This is a genomic window from Rhizobium sp. NRK18, from assembly GCF_024385575.1.
Classification (GTDB): domain Bacteria; phylum Pseudomonadota; class Alphaproteobacteria; order Rhizobiales; family Rhizobiaceae; genus JANFMV01.
The window spans coordinates 2,791,453-2,805,764 of the sequence record NZ_JANFMV010000001.1; the positions used below are offsets into that span (position 1 = coordinate 2,791,453).

General features: G+C 61.8%; 14 protein-coding genes. 8 read left to right on the top strand and 6 right to left on the bottom strand.

The features are described from left to right. Nucleotides 1–17: 17 nt before the first annotated feature. Both NN662_RS13140 and NN662_RS13145 read left to right on the top strand, forming a co-directional pair. Entirely contained in the window at nt 18–998 is a 981-nt protein-coding gene (locus NN662_RS13140) for a helix-turn-helix transcriptional regulator (protein WP_261931962.1), read from the top strand. A 99-nt stretch (nt 999–1,097) separates the two neighbouring features. Next, on the top strand, nt 1,098–2,696 hold the full coding sequence (locus NN662_RS13145) for a hypothetical protein (RefSeq protein WP_261930695.1): 1,599 nt from the start codon (nt 1,098–1,100) through the stop codon (nt 2,694–2,696). A gap of 267 nt (nt 2,697–2,963) precedes the next feature. Here NN662_RS13145 and NN662_RS13150 read toward each other — a convergent pair whose 3' ends face one another. After that, nucleotides 2,964–3,230, bottom strand: coding sequence for a sel1 repeat family protein (locus NN662_RS13150; RefSeq protein ID WP_261930696.1), 267 nt, complete (start codon nt 3,228–3,230; stop codon nt 2,964–2,966). Between the two features lie 523 nt (nt 3,231–3,753). On the opposite strand from NN662_RS13150, the gene NN662_RS13155 reads away from it, so the two are divergent. The 3 genes from NN662_RS13155 to NN662_RS13165 all read left to right on the top strand — a co-directional run bounded on the left by NN662_RS13155 (nt 3,754) and on the right by NN662_RS13165 (nt 6,095). Further along, on the top strand, nt 3,754–4,089 hold the full coding sequence (locus tag NN662_RS13155; protein ID WP_261931963.1) for a DUF2147 domain-containing protein: 336 nt from the start codon (nt 3,754–3,756) through the stop codon (nt 4,087–4,089). 263 nt (nt 4,090–4,352) lie between these two features. Next, complete coding sequence (locus NN662_RS13160; RefSeq protein ID WP_261930697.1) at nt 4,353–4,523, top strand: hypothetical protein; 171 nt, start codon at nt 4,353–4,355, stop codon at nt 4,521–4,523. 72 nt (nt 4,524–4,595) lie between these two features. Then, entirely contained in the window at nt 4,596–6,095 is a 1,500-nt protein-coding gene (locus NN662_RS13165) for an AMP nucleosidase (protein WP_261930698.1), read from the top strand. A 19-nt stretch (nt 6,096–6,114) separates the two neighbouring features. On the opposite strand, the gene NN662_RS13170 is transcribed toward NN662_RS13165, so the two are convergent. The 3 genes from NN662_RS13170 to gfa form a co-directional block, all read right to left on the bottom strand. Next, complete coding sequence (locus tag NN662_RS13170) at nt 6,115–6,393, bottom strand: hypothetical protein (protein WP_261930699.1); 279 nt, start codon at nt 6,391–6,393, stop codon at nt 6,115–6,117. Between the two features lie 139 nt (nt 6,394–6,532). Next, nucleotides 6,533–7,306, bottom strand: coding sequence for a hypothetical protein (locus NN662_RS13175; protein ID WP_261930700.1), 774 nt, complete (start codon nt 7,304–7,306; stop codon nt 6,533–6,535). A 158-nt stretch (nt 7,307–7,464) separates the two neighbouring features. Then, nucleotides 7,465–8,037 (bottom strand): S-(hydroxymethyl)glutathione synthase, encoded by a 573-nt coding sequence (gene gfa / locus NN662_RS13180; protein ID WP_410010931.1) that lies wholly within the window; start codon nt 8,035–8,037, stop codon nt 7,465–7,467. 193 nt (nt 8,038–8,230) lie between these two features. Between gfa and NN662_RS13185 the strand changes: the two genes are divergently transcribed. Both NN662_RS13185 and NN662_RS13190 read left to right on the top strand, forming a co-directional pair. After that, nucleotides 8,231–8,602, top strand: a complete 372-nt coding sequence (locus tag NN662_RS13185; RefSeq protein WP_261930701.1) for a hypothetical protein — start codon at nt 8,231–8,233, stop codon at nt 8,600–8,602. 113 nt (nt 8,603–8,715) lie between these two features. Next, nucleotides 8,716–10,197 carry a multicopper oxidase family protein gene (locus NN662_RS13190; protein ID WP_261930702.1) on the top strand — a complete coding sequence of 494 codons (1,482 nt, stop codon included), beginning with the start codon at nt 8,716–8,718 and terminating at the stop codon, nt 10,195–10,197. 43 nt (nt 10,198–10,240) lie between these two features. Here NN662_RS13190 and NN662_RS13195 read toward each other — a convergent pair whose 3' ends face one another. Further along, complete coding sequence (locus tag NN662_RS13195) at nt 10,241–11,500, bottom strand: D-alanyl-D-alanine carboxypeptidase (protein ID WP_261930703.1); 1,260 nt, start codon at nt 11,498–11,500, stop codon at nt 10,241–10,243. Between the two features lie 119 nt (nt 11,501–11,619). Then, complete coding sequence (locus NN662_RS13200; RefSeq protein WP_261931965.1) at nt 11,620–12,591, bottom strand: flippase-like domain-containing protein; 972 nt, start codon at nt 12,589–12,591, stop codon at nt 11,620–11,622. A 109-nt stretch (nt 12,592–12,700) separates the two neighbouring features. Here NN662_RS13200 and NN662_RS13205 point away from each other — a divergent pair, with 109 nt between their 5' ends. After that, nucleotides 12,701–14,242 carry an ArnT family glycosyltransferase gene (locus NN662_RS13205; RefSeq protein WP_261930704.1) on the top strand — a complete coding sequence of 514 codons (1,542 nt, stop codon included), beginning with the start codon at nt 12,701–12,703 and terminating at the stop codon, nt 14,240–14,242. Nucleotides 14,243–14,312 lie beyond the last annotated feature (70 nt).

Consider the following 14,312-nt stretch of genomic DNA (forward strand, 5'->3'; position numbering starts at 1 on the left):
AGTGATTGCATGTGAGCATGGGGGACTTTCATCGACTGGCGTTCGCGGAGGCCGACCCGGGGGACATGGGCAGGCTGCTGGACGTCCTTGAGCCCAGCATCAGCTTTTTCATGGATCGGCACGAAGACGAGCGGATGGCGATGGATTTTTCGCTGCGCATCATGCCGGACGCCTATACCAGTTCGCAGTTTCTGTCTGGCGTTGCCGCCCGGCGCCAGAAGACACATGCCATACGGGACGGAAATGACGACCTGTGCCTGCTCGTTCCCCGCGGCGGGCTACCGATACACCTGCGCCTTAGCGATCGCCACCACGGTGCGGACGAAGTCGTCCTGCACGCCGGCGGTCCGGCGCATCTGAGAGGCAATGAGGAAAGTTATCACGCCTGGTCGCTCGGCAGCGACAGCCAGGTCGTCTGCGTCCCGCGTTCAAAGGTCGCCGCCTCTATCGACGACCTTGACCAGGTCCTGCATCGCGGCGTGCCGCAGTCCGCCGCCCTCAACCTCCTGTGCGGCTATGCGAAGACGCTGGCGAGCGATATCGGGCCGCTCGATACTGGCATGCTCCTCCACGCCGGCAAGACGCTGACCGATCTCTTCATCCTCGCGCTAGGCCCCACCCGGGACGCGGCAGAAGCGGCGGAGGGCAGCGCGCGGGCGGCGAGGCTCGCCGGCGTCAAGGCCGACATAGACGCCCATCTGGCCCATCCGGAATTCTCGCTCGACTGGATTTCCCGCCGGCAAGGCCTATCGCCGCGCGCGATCCGCGACCTTTTCTACGGAGCCGGCACGAATTTTACCGATCATGTGCTCGCGGCGAGGCTGGAGCGCGCGCGCAGATTGCTTGGCGATCCGGACCTCGTGCATCGCAACATCACGTCCATCGCCTATGACTGCGGCTTCGGCGACCTGTCGTGGTTCAATCAGGCTTTCCGCCGCCGCTACGGGATGACGCCATCCGAATTGCGGAGATCCGAACAGGAAACGTATTCCGTCTAAAGGCCATGAGACCGGCTCTCACCCCGGCCGCATTCCCCAAGTCAGGATCACCTCGACGCACTATCCCTCGTGATCAGGGACGCGATGAGGATTAAACCGATGATACGTGAACTTGCCTTGATCTCTCGGGCCGGCCTGAAGACCTGTCTCACGCCCCTGGCCCTTTCCTTCGGACTTGCCAGCATAATTGCAACTTCGGCCATGGCCGAAAAGCCGCGATTTCGAACGATCGAAATCGGCGGCGGCATGAACGTGGCACCCGTCTATGTGGACCAGCAGGACGGCCATTGGACCCGACTGAACAGCACCGAAGTCAAAATCCCGTTTCACCTGAAGATCGAAATGTCGCGCGGCTATATCGTCTTCTACCGGATAGGGCGCACGCTCACCAATGGCGCGGTCCGTGAGAGCTATATCGCAACCAGTCAATGGGGAGGAAACGCCATCCCGGGCAGAGACAATGATGTCGATGCCAAGGAACGTGTCGACAAATCCACGCACGTATTCATCAACAATGCCACGCTTAACGCCACCGACAGGCAAGCGATTGTCGATGGCTGCAATGCCAAGCCGAATGAAACCGAGCACGGCCACAGCTTTCAATACAATCTGCCGCTGGCCATGCATGCAGATGCAAGGCAGCACCGGCGCCTGCAATCGATGACGAGTTCGGACGACGGCATATACAAGGGATATGGTGATTTTGCGCGGGCGACTGCCACGGGATTTGTCGGTGTCACTGTGATGTGCATGGGGGCCGATACCAAATATTCACGCGACGGCTCGCAAACGTCAAAGCCGAGCGACGGCGGCATACCGTTGCCCTCGAATGCCGATACGGCTTCAAATGGCGATCCGGTCGAGGTCAAGATCGCTATCGATGTTGCCGGCGGCAATGCGTGTCCACGTAACACCAAGGTGACGACACGGATCGTCTACGACCACCCCAAGACCGCCAAGTTCGACATCGTTCGAAACGGCAAGGTGCTCAAGACGGTCGAGATAAAGGCGCGGCGCGAGGCTCTCTCGGATGGCTCCAGGCAATGGGTCATCGACCGGATCGACCAGGTGGAGGCCAAGGCGGGCCAGAACCAGTTTCGCATCGTCGTCAGAGGCGGCGGAAAGAGCGCCATGAAGGTCGCCAATGTCGAATGCGCGCCGTTTCAGGTGCTGTTCTCGGACCTCAAATACACTGTCGCCAATGGTGGCACATGCCCGAAGAAGGTCTGGGAAACGGCAACGTTCCTGGCCACGGGCCCGGGCGAGGCAACCCTGCAGCTTGTCCAGGAAAACGGCTCCGTCTTTTATGAGAAGACGCTCAGGACAATCCTCAAGAACGGGAAATACACGTTGGTCAACCAGCGCGTTCTCTCGATCGACCGGGATACGGACAAGAAATTTCGCGCGCAGATAAAGGGGCAGTCCGGCATTCACAGTAAGTGGGCGCAGTTGAAAGTGGGGTGCCCGCAGCGCGCCAATCCGAAGCCCGACAACAAGAAGGAAGGGCCGAAGACGCTCAACACGAAGCCCAGGACCACTCACTCTTCCACAAGCAAGCCGGCTCGTGTCAGCCCGGCGCAGAAGAAGCAGGGCCTGATCTGCAAGGGTGGCAAGGCGCGCGGCGGCAAGTGCCACTGCGGCAAGGCGAAGGTCGCCAAGAAGGTCGGCAATCGCCGCTTCGTCTGTGTGGCGCGATGAGGGTCAAGGATGGTCTTGGCCGCAGCGATGTGACCAGTGACGGTCAGAACTCGCGGCGGCCATAGTCCACGACACTTCGCCCGTCCAAGAACAAAAAAACCGCGCCAGCCTTGTTCCTGCCGGTCGCGGTTTTTTCAAGTGGCGTCCGCCCCGTCCAAAAGGCCCCGCCCGTCCCCCTCTTGTCGAGGTTTTCCCGCCGGGTTGCGGCGGAGAATTCGATTCAAGGCCTTCGCGAGTTGAGTCAACGAAGGCGTCGAAGTCGTTGAATTAGTGCATCGTCATCCATTCGCGGGCGGCGCGCAGCGCTTCTGCGAGCTCCGTCTTGGACATCGTCTGGGCGACGTCCTGGCGCAGTTCGGCGGCGCGTTCGCAGCCCTTGATGGCGGCGATGTTGAGCCATTTGTGGGCGGCGACGAGGTCGATGCCGCAGCCGCGGCCCGTTGCATACATGAGGCCCATCTCGCAGAAGACGTCGGCCTTGGTTTCGCCACCCATCGTGGCCATTTCAACCGGATTGATTTCAAAGCGTGCCATTGGTCAAGTTCCTGTTTTGCCTGTCTCAGTTGCCATGCTTGCCCCTGTTTTTTTCGAGGCTGCCCGAGAGGCTCCGCTGCATTTCCTGTCTTGCGGAACCGGTCAGGACCGGCCGGGTTTTCCCCGCTCGTTTGATGACCCAACTATCGCCGACGGCTTTCAACAGGCGCTTAAGCCGCATGATTAATGGCCCGCAAACAAAATCCAAACGCCCGGTAAACGCGGATTTTCGTTAAGCATGCGAGTGCTTGAAATCATTCGCCTTTGTCTCGAATTTTACGAAAATTTCACGCGCCCGCCTCAACCCTTTAATAACCAAGGCAGAAATTGGCACGGAAACGCCCGCCGCAAATGGCGGTTCCGCGGCCAGGAAATCCGTCCGAATTGCCTATTTACCTTTACGTTTAGGTAAGATAATTTCTGCGCTGGAGTATGCAGGCCGGTGGCCGGCGGCTTCCTGGAGGAGAGCAACACCGCCCGGACGTGCCCGGCGCGGTGAAACGGGATTGGAGGATCCATGGCAATGAAGACACTTCTGGCTGCGGCGGCGATCACGCTAGCCTCGGCCTCGGCCCATGCGGGCGAACCGATCGAGGGCAAGTGGAAGACGGCGAGCGGCGAAACCGCCGAGATCAGCTCGTGCGGCGGTGCGTTCTGCGTGACGCTGAAGACAGGCGAATTCGCCGGCAAGCGCATCGGCAAGATGAGCGGCAGCGGCGCGGACTATTCCGGCCAGATCACCGACCCGAAAGACGACAAGACCTATACCGGCTACGGCACCGTCTCCGGCGCGGCCTTGAAGATGAAGGGTTGCGTGCTGAAGATCCTCTGCAAGTCGCAGACCTGGACGCGGCTCTGATCCCGAAAATCTGATCCCTGCAAAAGGCGGCGGGCCCATCGGCCCGCCGCCTTTCTTATGCGCTCGGCGCACCCCGATCGCCCGCTCACATGCTGATGATCACAATCTCCCCCAAAATTGGTCCCATTCCGCTGGCAGGATGACGTTTCCCTGCCTTTCAAGGGTGTTAATAAAACTGAATTCCAGATGAATGCCGGTCTCAGCACCCATTCAGACGGGTTCGGTCATTGTAACTGCGTCAACACATTGGAAGGGGCAAAACAATGATCCTGGCTAGACGCATGACGATCGTCGGTCTTATCGCAGCAGTCTTCGCGATGCTGTTTTCCATGGCCGTCGAAAACGGATCCCGCCGCGGCTTCGTCCATCAGGCGGGCACCTCGACCTCCTGCATCTTCAGCGACGATATCGGCTGCCGGCCGGTCATCCGCTAAGTTGGAAACGAAATTTCGACGGCAGCTGTGCGCTGCCGTTTGCTTGTCATCGAGGCCAATCTATAATGGCGCATGAACAAGCGAATCTCTCCCATGTCCGTCTCCCAAATTCTCACGCCGCCGCCCTTTGCGCCGCTGACCGTCGATGATCCGGCGGAGGCCGTCGAAACGCTGTCGGCGCTCTACGAGCGCAACACCCGCTTCCTGACCAACGCATTCGCCGCGCTTGCCGAAAGCGGCGTGCCGCAGGGCCGGTTCCGCGCCTGCTATCCGCAGGTGTCGATCGAGACCACGAGCTTCGGCCATGTGGATTCCCGCCTCTCTTACGGCCATGTGACGGCGCCCGGCGTCTACACCACCACCATCACACGGCCGGAGCTGTTCCGTTATTATCTGAAGCAGCAGCTCGGCCTGCTGATGAAGAACCATCGCGTGCCGCTGACGATCTCGGAATCGGCGACGCCGATCCCGCTGCACTTCGCCTTCGGCGAGGACAGCCATGTGGAAGCAACGCCGGCCATGGCCGACATCCTGCTGCGCGACATCTTCGACACGCCGGATCTCAATACCACGGACGACCTGATCGCCAATGGCGAATACGAGCCGGCGCCGGGCGAGCCGCTGCCGCTCGCGCCGTTTACCGCCCAGCGCATCGACTATTCGCTGGCCCGGCTGGCGCACTACACGGCGACCAGCCCGAAGCATTTCCAGAACTTCGTGCTCTTCACCAACTACCAGTTCTACATGGACGAGTTCTGCGCCATGGCGCGCAAGCTGATGGCCGATGGCGGCGGCGGTTACACCGCCTTCGTCGAGCCCGGAAACGTCGTCACCCTGCCCGGCCAGACGGAGCCGAGCGAGGGTAGCGCCCCCGGCCGCCTGCCGCAGATGCCGACCTATCACCTGAAAAAGAAGGGCCATGCCGGCATCACCATGGTCAATATCGGCGTCGGACCATCCAACGCCAAGACGATCACCGACCACATCGCCGTCCTGCGCCCGCATGCCTGGCTGATGCTCGGCCATTGCGCGGGCCTCAGGAATTCACAGCGGCTCGGCGACTATGTGCTGGCGCATGCCTATGTACGCGAGGATCACGTGCTCGACGACGACCTGCCCGTCTGGGTGCCGATCCCGGCGCTTGCCGAAGTGCAGCTGGCGCTGGAAGAGGCGGTGGAGGAAGTGACCGGCTACGAGGGCTTCGAACTGAAACGCATCATGCGCACGGGTACGGTCGCCACCATCGACAACCGCAATTGGGAACTGCGCGACCAGGCCGGCCCGGTCAAGCGGCTGTCGCAGTCGCGGGCGATCGCGCTCGACATGGAATCGGCGACGATCGCCGCCAATGGCTTCCGCTTCCGCGTGCCCTACGGCACCCTGCTCTGCGTCTCCGACAAGCCGCTGCATGGCGAATTGAAGCTGCCGGGCATGGCGACCGCCTTCTACAAGACGCAGGTCAGCCAGCACCTGAAGATCGGTATCGCGGCGCTCGAAAAGCTCGGCGCCATGCCGCCGGAACGGCTGCATTCGCGCAAGCTCAGAAGCTTCTTCGAGACGGCTTTCCAGTAGGGGCATTCACGCGCCGCATTTAATTCGCCGTGAGAATGCCATCCCCGCACATCGGGATACAAATTTTCCCGCCATTGCCATCGGGAATGCATACCACCTGACACATCTCCTGCTTCTTTAGGTCGTCGGGTATCGACGGGAATTTCAATACCTGCATTGGACTGCCGCCCCCCTTATTGAGGATGACATAGTCCGAGAGCCGGGAGCCTGAAGGCAGTCCCAAGCGGGCGGGATCGCTTCCCAAGCCGGAAAGATCTTTAAGACCGAAAGACTGATATATTTCGGCTTCCTGAGCCATGGCGGCTGACCACGGCCAAGCAAATGCGGCAAGACAGGTTATTGTCACTGCAATCACACATCTGCCAATATCCCCTGATCGCAAGCCTATGCAGGCTGCCATACCTCTTTTCGGCCTCGCCAAATGGCCGGGCATGCCTTCATGGTTTACCGACATTATCACTCTCCCTGGCCTTGTTGTAGGAGTTCAAAAACTTGCTGGCAGCATCCTGCATATTGTCGCCGACAAATCCGGCGAGCGCCTTGCAGTCGAAGGACTTTTTCTCAAACCTGGCAACCGCCGGAGCAGAGTATGAAAAGCTGCAATCGCCATCGATCGCCCGGGCATGTGCATAAATCGTTGTCAGGTTCTCATTGTGAGCATCGAATATCTTCAGCCGGAAGTTTGGAATGCTTCCAGCCGAGGCGGCAGAGAAAAACCTCGCGCTCGGGAACGGTTCCCCTGCGATGTTGTCGATTGGGAGTGAGTAGATTGGTCGGCAGCGTTCCGCCTTGGAGTTGTCGTCGCATAAGGCCTTTGTAAAAAGTTCACCAGCCTTCACGATCGCATTGACAGGAATTACTCCCCTTTGAAACTCTACGACGGATGAAAAGTCGTAAGAGACATTCGAAATGAATACGTCTTTGTCTCCGTCATTCTTGAAAATGACGGCATCGGCGATATCGAAGCTGACAAGGGCGGCGCTCAGTGCACCGAACTCGTTCCTATAGATATCGCGTAGCGTCACGAAAGAGAACGAGAGCCCGGCGAATATTGCGGAGACAATTCCGGCATACTTGGAAAAATTCAGAGCATGCTCTGTCCACGGTTTCTGATATTTGCCACAGTGGGAGCAATATATTGCGGAGGCGCCGATTTTATTGGCACACCAACGGCATGATTTTTCCTTGACGCCACCGACTTCGTCACACATCACCCACCCCAAATGCGCAACAGGACTCCGACTATGCTTGCTCCCCATTAGATTTGTCAATCGAAGATTGTTTTTCGAAAGACAAACAACCACTCACAGCCGGAGCAATCCGGCATCTGTTCAATATTTTTACTGTCGTCGATGGATGGACGATCGCCCTATTCGACGTAGGTCCCGGCCTTCTTGGCGGCGAAGGAGGCGAGGTAATCCATCAGCGGCGGGTTGAGGCAGTCATAGGGCTCCAGGCCCAGTTCCTTCAGCCGCGCGCGCACGCCGTCCATCTTCTTCGGACTGACGCCCGATTCGATGACCGAGGAGACGAAGGCGGCGAAACCCGGCGCCGACCAGCCGTTTTCGGCAAAGCGCTCCGGATGGATGAAGGACAGGCCCTTGAAGGCGTGGTCTCGTTCGACCGGGCCGTACATGTGGACGCCGCAGACCTTGCAGGCGTGCCTCTGGATCAGTGCGGAAGGATCGACGACGGCGAGCTTGTCGCCGTTTTCCGCGACCTCGACATTGTCGCTCGGCACGACCGCGACGACCGAGAACATGGCGCCGTTCGGCTTCCAGCATTTGGTGCAGCCGCAGGCATGGTTGTGGGCGACGTCGCCGGTGATCTTCAGCCGCACCGTCCGCTCGGTGCAGCCGCAGGAGAGCGTACCGCCGGCAAAGCTGCCGCTGCCCTTTGAAACTCCATTGTCGATAGAGGGATGCAAAGCCATTCCGCCCATGTGATTTCCTCCCACATTGTCAGGCATTCAGCTTTATTGCGGGAGGAAGTCTTTCACAGCGCCGGGCCGGTTTCAACGAGCAGTGCAGCATGACGGAAAGTTGATCCGATCGCTGACAATGGCTGGTCACGAGCCTTGAAGATCGCCGGGTGCGGGCGCATATTCACGGGTATCGAAACGTTCGGTTTTCCTGATGGCGATTGCTCGGTTTTCCCGGTCCGGTCACAGGCGCAGCCTCTCCATGATGCTGGCCGCCATGATCGCGTTCGCGCCGCTGGCCGGCTTTCTGGCCGCCTTGTGCATGAGCACGCCGGATGCGATGGCAGCTCCTCAGCGCATGGTGCATCAGTCCATGCAGATGGAACACGCCAAGCCCTGTCATGGCGACATGGCGCCAATCCACAAGCTCGCCTGCGTCGGCGCCTGCAGCCAGCTGCCCGCGTCGCTCCAGACGGTCGAAGCGCCTGTCGCCTTCGAGATCACCCGGCCCGTCTATGTTGCCGCCGCCATGAAGACGCTGGTCGGCTACCGCGCGCCACCTGATCTCCAACCACCCCGCCTCTGATCTTCCGATTGAGACCGCCTGCCCTGCAGGCCGGTTCATTCACGACCCGCAGCGACTGACGCGCGGGCCATCGGTCATGCCGGACCATCCGGCACATATCAGAGGATCTCATCATGGATCGCAGAGACTTCTTGCGCACCGCCTTGGGTGCCACCACCGCGCTTGCCGCGTCATCCCTCCCCCGCTTTGCCAATGCCGCCGCGGAAACGCCGGCCTCCCCTGCCCGTCAGAAGCTGCTGATCGGCAGCCGGACGCTGGAGGTCAACGGGCGCGCCGCCAAGGTCTTCAGCCTCGCCGGCCCGGACGGCAGGCCGGGGCTCATCATCGACAGGGAAGATGGCTTCGACGTCCAGCTTGAGAGCGGGATCGACGAGCCGACGCTCGTTCACTGGCACGGCCTGACGCCACCCTGGCAACAGGACGGCGTGCCGGGCAATCCCGCCGCGATGCTGGAACCGGGCGAAACGCGCCAATACGCCTTCGCACTCGCCTCCGGCGGCACGCACTGGATGCACGCCCATACGCTGCAGGAGCAGAACCTGCTCGCCGCGCCGCTGATCGTCCATACGGCGGAGGACCGGTCGACTGACGAGCAGGAAGTCGTCATCCTGCTGCACGATTTCTCCTTCACGCCCGCGGAAGAGTTGCTCGCGCGCCTTTCCGGTGGAGATGCCGATCATGGCGGCATGTCCATGGGCGGGATGTCGATGGGCGGAATGGACCACTCGAAGATGGGCCACACGATGGGCGTCGGTGGCATGTCCGGGATGTCCGGCATGCAGGGAATGGCGATGATGGATTTCAACGACATCGAATACGATGCCTATCTCGCCAATGACAGGACGCTGGACGATCCGGAGGTCATTCGGATCGACAAGGGCGGACACGTCAGGCTGCGGATCATCAATGCCGCCGCCTCGACGGCCTTCATGCTTTCGACCGGCGCCCTTGCCGGCACGGTCGTCGCCGTCGACGGCCAGCCGGTGGAACCGGTCGAGGATCGCGCCTTCCCGATCTCGATGGGTCAGCGGATCGATATCCGCCTGCAGATCCCGGCGGGTGGCGGCGCATTCCCGATCCTTGCCCAGCGCGAAGGCGCCCGGCAGAGAACCGGCATCGTGCTCGCCTCGGCCAATGCCGCGATCGAAAAGATCGGCAGTCTCGCCGACGAGGCCGGCCCGACCGTCGGACTGACGCTGGAAACGCGGCTTCGGGCCTTACGGCCGCTTGCCGACAACCCTGCCGCCCGGCAGTTCAACCTCGACCTCACGGGTTCGATGATGAACGGCTATCGGTGGGCGATCGAAGGTGATCAGCCGAAGGTCCGGCGCGGGGAGCGGATCGAGATCGGCCTGCGCAACATGACGATGATGGCGCATCCCATCCACCTGCACGGTCATCATTTCCAGGTGGTCGAACTGGACGGAAAGCCGCTTGCCGGTGCGCTGCGCGACACGCTGATCATGCCGCCCATGGTGACCGCGAAGATCGCCTTCGATGCCGACAATGCCGGCGTCTGGCCGCTGCATTGCCACCATCTCTACCACATGGCGAATGGCATGATGACCCACGTTCATTACGAGGGTATCGGCTGAGCGAACCGGCCGACGGCGGGCCGGGCCGGGCGAAAAGCCCGGTTCAGCCGTTGTCGGGCACCAGCATGCAGGCGAACGAGCGGGCCTTCAGCGCCTCACAGGCGGAGGCCGCCGCATCGCGGCTGTCGAAGCCGGCAAACCGGGCGCGATAGAGAATGCCGGCCATGGTGGCAACGCTCTCGGTGTAATAGGTCACGCCGTTGAAACTGGCGGACAGCGTCGGCTGCGCCTTGGCGAGCAGATCGATGGCCGCCTCGCGCGTCGGGGCGGCGGCGATCTGCACCTTCCAGCCTTCCGGCGCGGTGCTGGCCGCTGCGGCGGGCTCGGGCGCCAGCTCCGGCGGCACGCTCGGCTCGCTGGCGGTCGCGAATGCCAGCGCCGACGGCGTTGGCCGGATCAGCGGCTTCGGCAGGTCGTCGTCGGAAACGGAGGCCGTTGCATAGGTCGCCGCACCGGATTCGCGGGCGGCAATCAGCGTGTTCGACCAGCGCGAGCGGGCCTTCGGCACATAGCGGTCGAGCAGTTCGGCCATCTGCGCATCGCGGGCCTTGGCGGTGCGTCCGCCCATGACGACACCGATGACCCGGCGGCTGCCCTTCTTCACGGCTGTGACGATATTGTAGCCGGACGCATTGGTATAACCGGTCTTGATGCCGTCCATGCCGTCATAACGGTACATGAGGCGGTTGTGGCCGCCGCGCACCTTGCCGCGGAACTCCATGCGGTCGAGCGCAAAGAGCTTGTATTCCTTCGGATAGTCGTTCATCAGCGCGACCGCCAGGATCGACATGTCGCGGGCCGTGGTGATCTGTCGGTCGTCAGGCAGGCCGGAGGCATTGGTGAAGACCGTATAGCGCATGCCGAGATCGCGCGCCTTGGCAGTCATCCGGGCGGCGAAGGCCTCTTCGGACCCCGCAAGCGCCTCGGCCATGGCGGCAGCGGCGTCATTGGCGGAGACGACAATCATGCCCTGCACGGCTTCGCGCACCGTAATCGTCTCGCCCGCCTTGGCACCAAGCTTGGTCGGAACCTTGGCGGCAGCGGTCGGCGACATGACGATCCGCGAATTCCAGCCGAGGCGGCCTTTGTGCATCGCCTCGAACGTCATGTAGAGCGTCATCATCTTGGTCAGCGAGGCCGGATGGTTGATGACGTCGGCATTTTCGGCGGCGAGAATCTTTCCGCTTTTCGCGTCCAATACCAGATAGGCATTGCCGGCCGTGGCAATCGAGGCGGTGAAGAACAGAAGTATTGCCGAGATCAAAAAGGAGGAGAGGCCCTTAAAAGCCTTTTCTCTTTGCATGAATGTACCCGCTTTTTCGTCGCCAGCCGCCCCACATGACAGCGAATGCACTTATAGACGCATTCGAGAATGGCGGCATTCATAAAATTTTAAGCAATTCGCTTATGGTTAGCGAAAGCTTAACGCCGGTCACCGGTATAGCCCGGTTTGCCATTGCCGGGCAAGACGAGGGAGAGCGCCGTCCCCGCCAAAGCGGAAACGACGACCAGCAGATGCACGTTGATCGCCGCCTTGGCGAGCGTGCCGAGCACATCGGATGCATCCGCGCCGAGTGCGGCCGCGCCCGCGGCAATGCCGGCCGGATAGGTGCCGATGCCGCCCGGCGCATGGACAGGCAGGACCGATGACAGTTCCCCGCCCAGCGCGCCGCCGAAGGCCGCGGCGATCGGCGTGACGCCCATCAGCGCCAGCACCCAGGCGAGCACGACCACCTTGGTCGACCAGTTGACGACGGTAAAGGCCCAGGCGCGGATGAAGGCTGCCATGGTCGCCGGCGTACCGGCATCGACCTCCTCGATCAGCGCCTCGAGCCTTGCGGGCAGGACGCGGCGGGTGAAGCCGATGATCGGCCGCTTCAGGGCGAAGAGAACGAGCGGCGCGACGAGGACGATGGCCCAGAGCCCCCAGGCGAGAACCGGCCTGTCCGACCCCAGCGCCAGACCGATGCCGGCTGCGACCAGCAGCGCATGAAGGTCGAGAAGGCGGAGAACCAGGAGCGCCGAGGTGCCGCGCGCCAGCGGAATGCCGAATTCCGAGCGCATCAGCAGAGGGAAACTCGTCTCGCCGGTGCGGAACGGCATCATGATGTTGAGGAGATTGTGGACCTGCGTGACGCGCAACAGGGCAAGAAAACGGCCCTTCGTCTGGCGCGGGAAATAGTCGTGCATGCGCCAGGCGCGGATGACATAGGTCGCGATCAGCAGCACCATGGCGATGACGACGACCGAAAGGCCCGCATGTTTCCAGCCGTCGATGATCGACGCCCAGCCCCAGAACCATTCGATGAAGGCGGCATAGGCCAGCACCACGACCAACGTGAAAAGCGGCATGCGCAGGCGGGCGAACAGGCTTTTCTCGGCCACCCCATTCATCTCGTTCGTTTCCAATGCTGCTTTCCGTCGCGGTTGCTCTTGAATGCCGCTTGATATAACAGATGCCACCGGCAGCGCCAGCCAAAAGACCAGCCCCGGAGTACCGGATTTGCCCGCTCCCACCACATCCCCGCGGCCCCTGTCCGCCGACAGCGACAACGCCGGAAAGACCGGCGGCGAAGCACTGTTTCCGATCATTCTCGCCTGCTACTTCATCGGCCAGACGCTGCTGCGGCTGTGGATGCCCGATACGCTGCAGCACGACGAGGCGCAGCAGATCTTCGTCTCGCAGTTCCTCGCCGTCGGCTATGACGGGCAGCCGCCGCTTTATAACTGGCTGCAATACGGCGCCGTGCATCTCTTCGGCGTGTCGCTCGTTTCGCTGGCGCTTTTGAAGAACCTCGTGCTGTTTGGCACCTATTTCGTCTTCTGGAAGACGGCCGGACTGATCCTCGACAACCGCAAGCTGGCGATCACCGCGACGCTCGGGCTACTGACGATCCCGCAGCTCGCCTTCGAGTCGCAGCGGGATCTGACGCATACCGTCGCGGTCTTCTTCTCGGCGACCCTGTTTGCCTATGCGCTGATCCGCACGGTCAAGCATCCGAACGCCTTCAACTATGCTCTCACGGGCTTCGCGATCGGTCTGGGTGCGCTTTCGAAATACAATTTCGTGCTGCTGCCGGTCGCCGCCTGCCTTGCCCTGCTGCTCGACCGCGACATGCGCCGGCATGTGCTGGACATCCGCCTCGCGCTGACCGCACTGGTGGCCGCCGCCATCGTCCTGCCGCACGGGCTCTGGTTCTTCGAACATATGGGCCGCGCCACCGGAACGGCACTCGGCAAGATGGTGAACGACGACACGAGCTACGCGTCGACCGTCTTCTGGGGACTCGGCTCGCTTGCCGTCGCCGTCATCGGCTTCTGCGCGCTCACCGCCGTCTGCTTCGCGGCCGCCTTCCGGGAGAACCTCCGGGCGGCGTGGGCCGCACGCGATCCGTGGATCCGTTTCTTCGAGCGCACGACGCTGTTCGTGATTGCCGGGCTCATCCTGATGGTCGTGTTTGGCGGCGTCGACAGCATCCGCGACCGCTGGCTGGCGCCCTATCTCGTCACCTTCCCGCTCTATCTCTGCCTGCGGCTCGACCGTTCCGGTGCGCCGCTGGAACTCGGACGCCACCGGTTCAGGATCATCGCCACCGGTCTGATGGTCCTCATTCCGCTGCTGCTGGTCGGACTGCTCGCGACCGTCCACGTCAACGGCAAGTACGAATACATCAACACACCGTTTGCGGCGCTGGCCGACGATATCGAACAGCAGGCCGGGACGCCGGCCGTCTATGTGACGTCGGAAACGCACTTGAGCGGCAACCTGCATTTCCAGCGGCCCGGCGTGCCGGCCATCGCGCTCTCCTATCCACAATACCAGCCGGCCTATGACTGGACTGCCGAGCATCCGATCGTGCTCGTCTGGCGGCAAAGCAAGGGCAAGACGCCGCCGCCCTTCCCGGACGACCTGAAGGCGTGGCTGGAGGCAAAGGGGATTTCACCGGCGGCGGCGGAAAGGCGCGTCGTCAAGCTTCCCTATATCTACGGCCGGCCCGGAGACGTCTATCAGTTTGCCTATACGGTCATCTATCCTGGCAACTAGCAGAGATGGCAGACGGACCGACGATGGCCTGCCGGCAACACTCCATGGGCCTTGCCCGTTGCAACATTGC

What these genes read in the sequence shown, in the direction of transcription:
- NN662_RS13200 (WP_261931965.1), bottom strand. Translation starts at nt 12,591, where the DNA reads ATGAATGGGGTGGCCGAGAAAAGCCTGTTCGCCCGCCTGCGCATGCCG.
- NN662_RS13140 (WP_261931962.1), top strand. Translation starts at nt 18, where the DNA reads ATGGGGGACTTTCATCGACTGGCGTTCGCGGAGGCCGACCCGGGGGAC.
- NN662_RS13160 (WP_261930697.1), top strand. Translation starts at nt 4,353, where the DNA reads ATGATCCTGGCTAGACGCATGACGATCGTCGGTCTTATCGCAGCAGTC.
- NN662_RS13195 (WP_261930703.1), bottom strand. Translation starts at nt 11,500, where the DNA reads ATGCAAAGAGAAAAGGCTTTTAAGGGCCTCTCCTCCTTTTTGATCTCG.
- NN662_RS13175 (WP_261930700.1), bottom strand. Translation starts at nt 7,306, where the DNA reads ATGTGTGACGAAGTCGGTGGCGTCAAGGAAAAATCATGCCGTTGGTGT.
- NN662_RS13165 (WP_261930698.1), top strand. Translation starts at nt 4,596, where the DNA reads ATGAACAAGCGAATCTCTCCCATGTCCGTCTCCCAAATTCTCACGCCG.
- NN662_RS13155 (WP_261931963.1), top strand. Translation starts at nt 3,754, where the DNA reads ATGAAGACACTTCTGGCTGCGGCGGCGATCACGCTAGCCTCGGCCTCG.
- NN662_RS13145 (WP_261930695.1), top strand. Translation starts at nt 1,098, where the DNA reads ATGATACGTGAACTTGCCTTGATCTCTCGGGCCGGCCTGAAGACCTGT.
- NN662_RS13150 (WP_261930696.1), bottom strand. Translation starts at nt 3,230, where the DNA reads ATGGCACGCTTTGAAATCAATCCGGTTGAAATGGCCACGATGGGTGGC.
- NN662_RS13190 (WP_261930702.1), top strand. Translation starts at nt 8,716, where the DNA reads ATGGATCGCAGAGACTTCTTGCGCACCGCCTTGGGTGCCACCACCGCG.
- NN662_RS13185 (WP_261930701.1), top strand. Translation starts at nt 8,231, where the DNA reads ATGGCGATTGCTCGGTTTTCCCGGTCCGGTCACAGGCGCAGCCTCTCC.
- NN662_RS13170 (WP_261930699.1), bottom strand. Translation starts at nt 6,393, where the DNA reads ATGGCTCAGGAAGCCGAAATATATCAGTCTTTCGGTCTTAAAGATCTT.
- gfa (WP_410010931.1), bottom strand. Translation starts at nt 8,037, where the DNA reads ATGGGCGGAATGGCTTTGCATCCCTCTATCGACAATGGAGTTTCAAAG.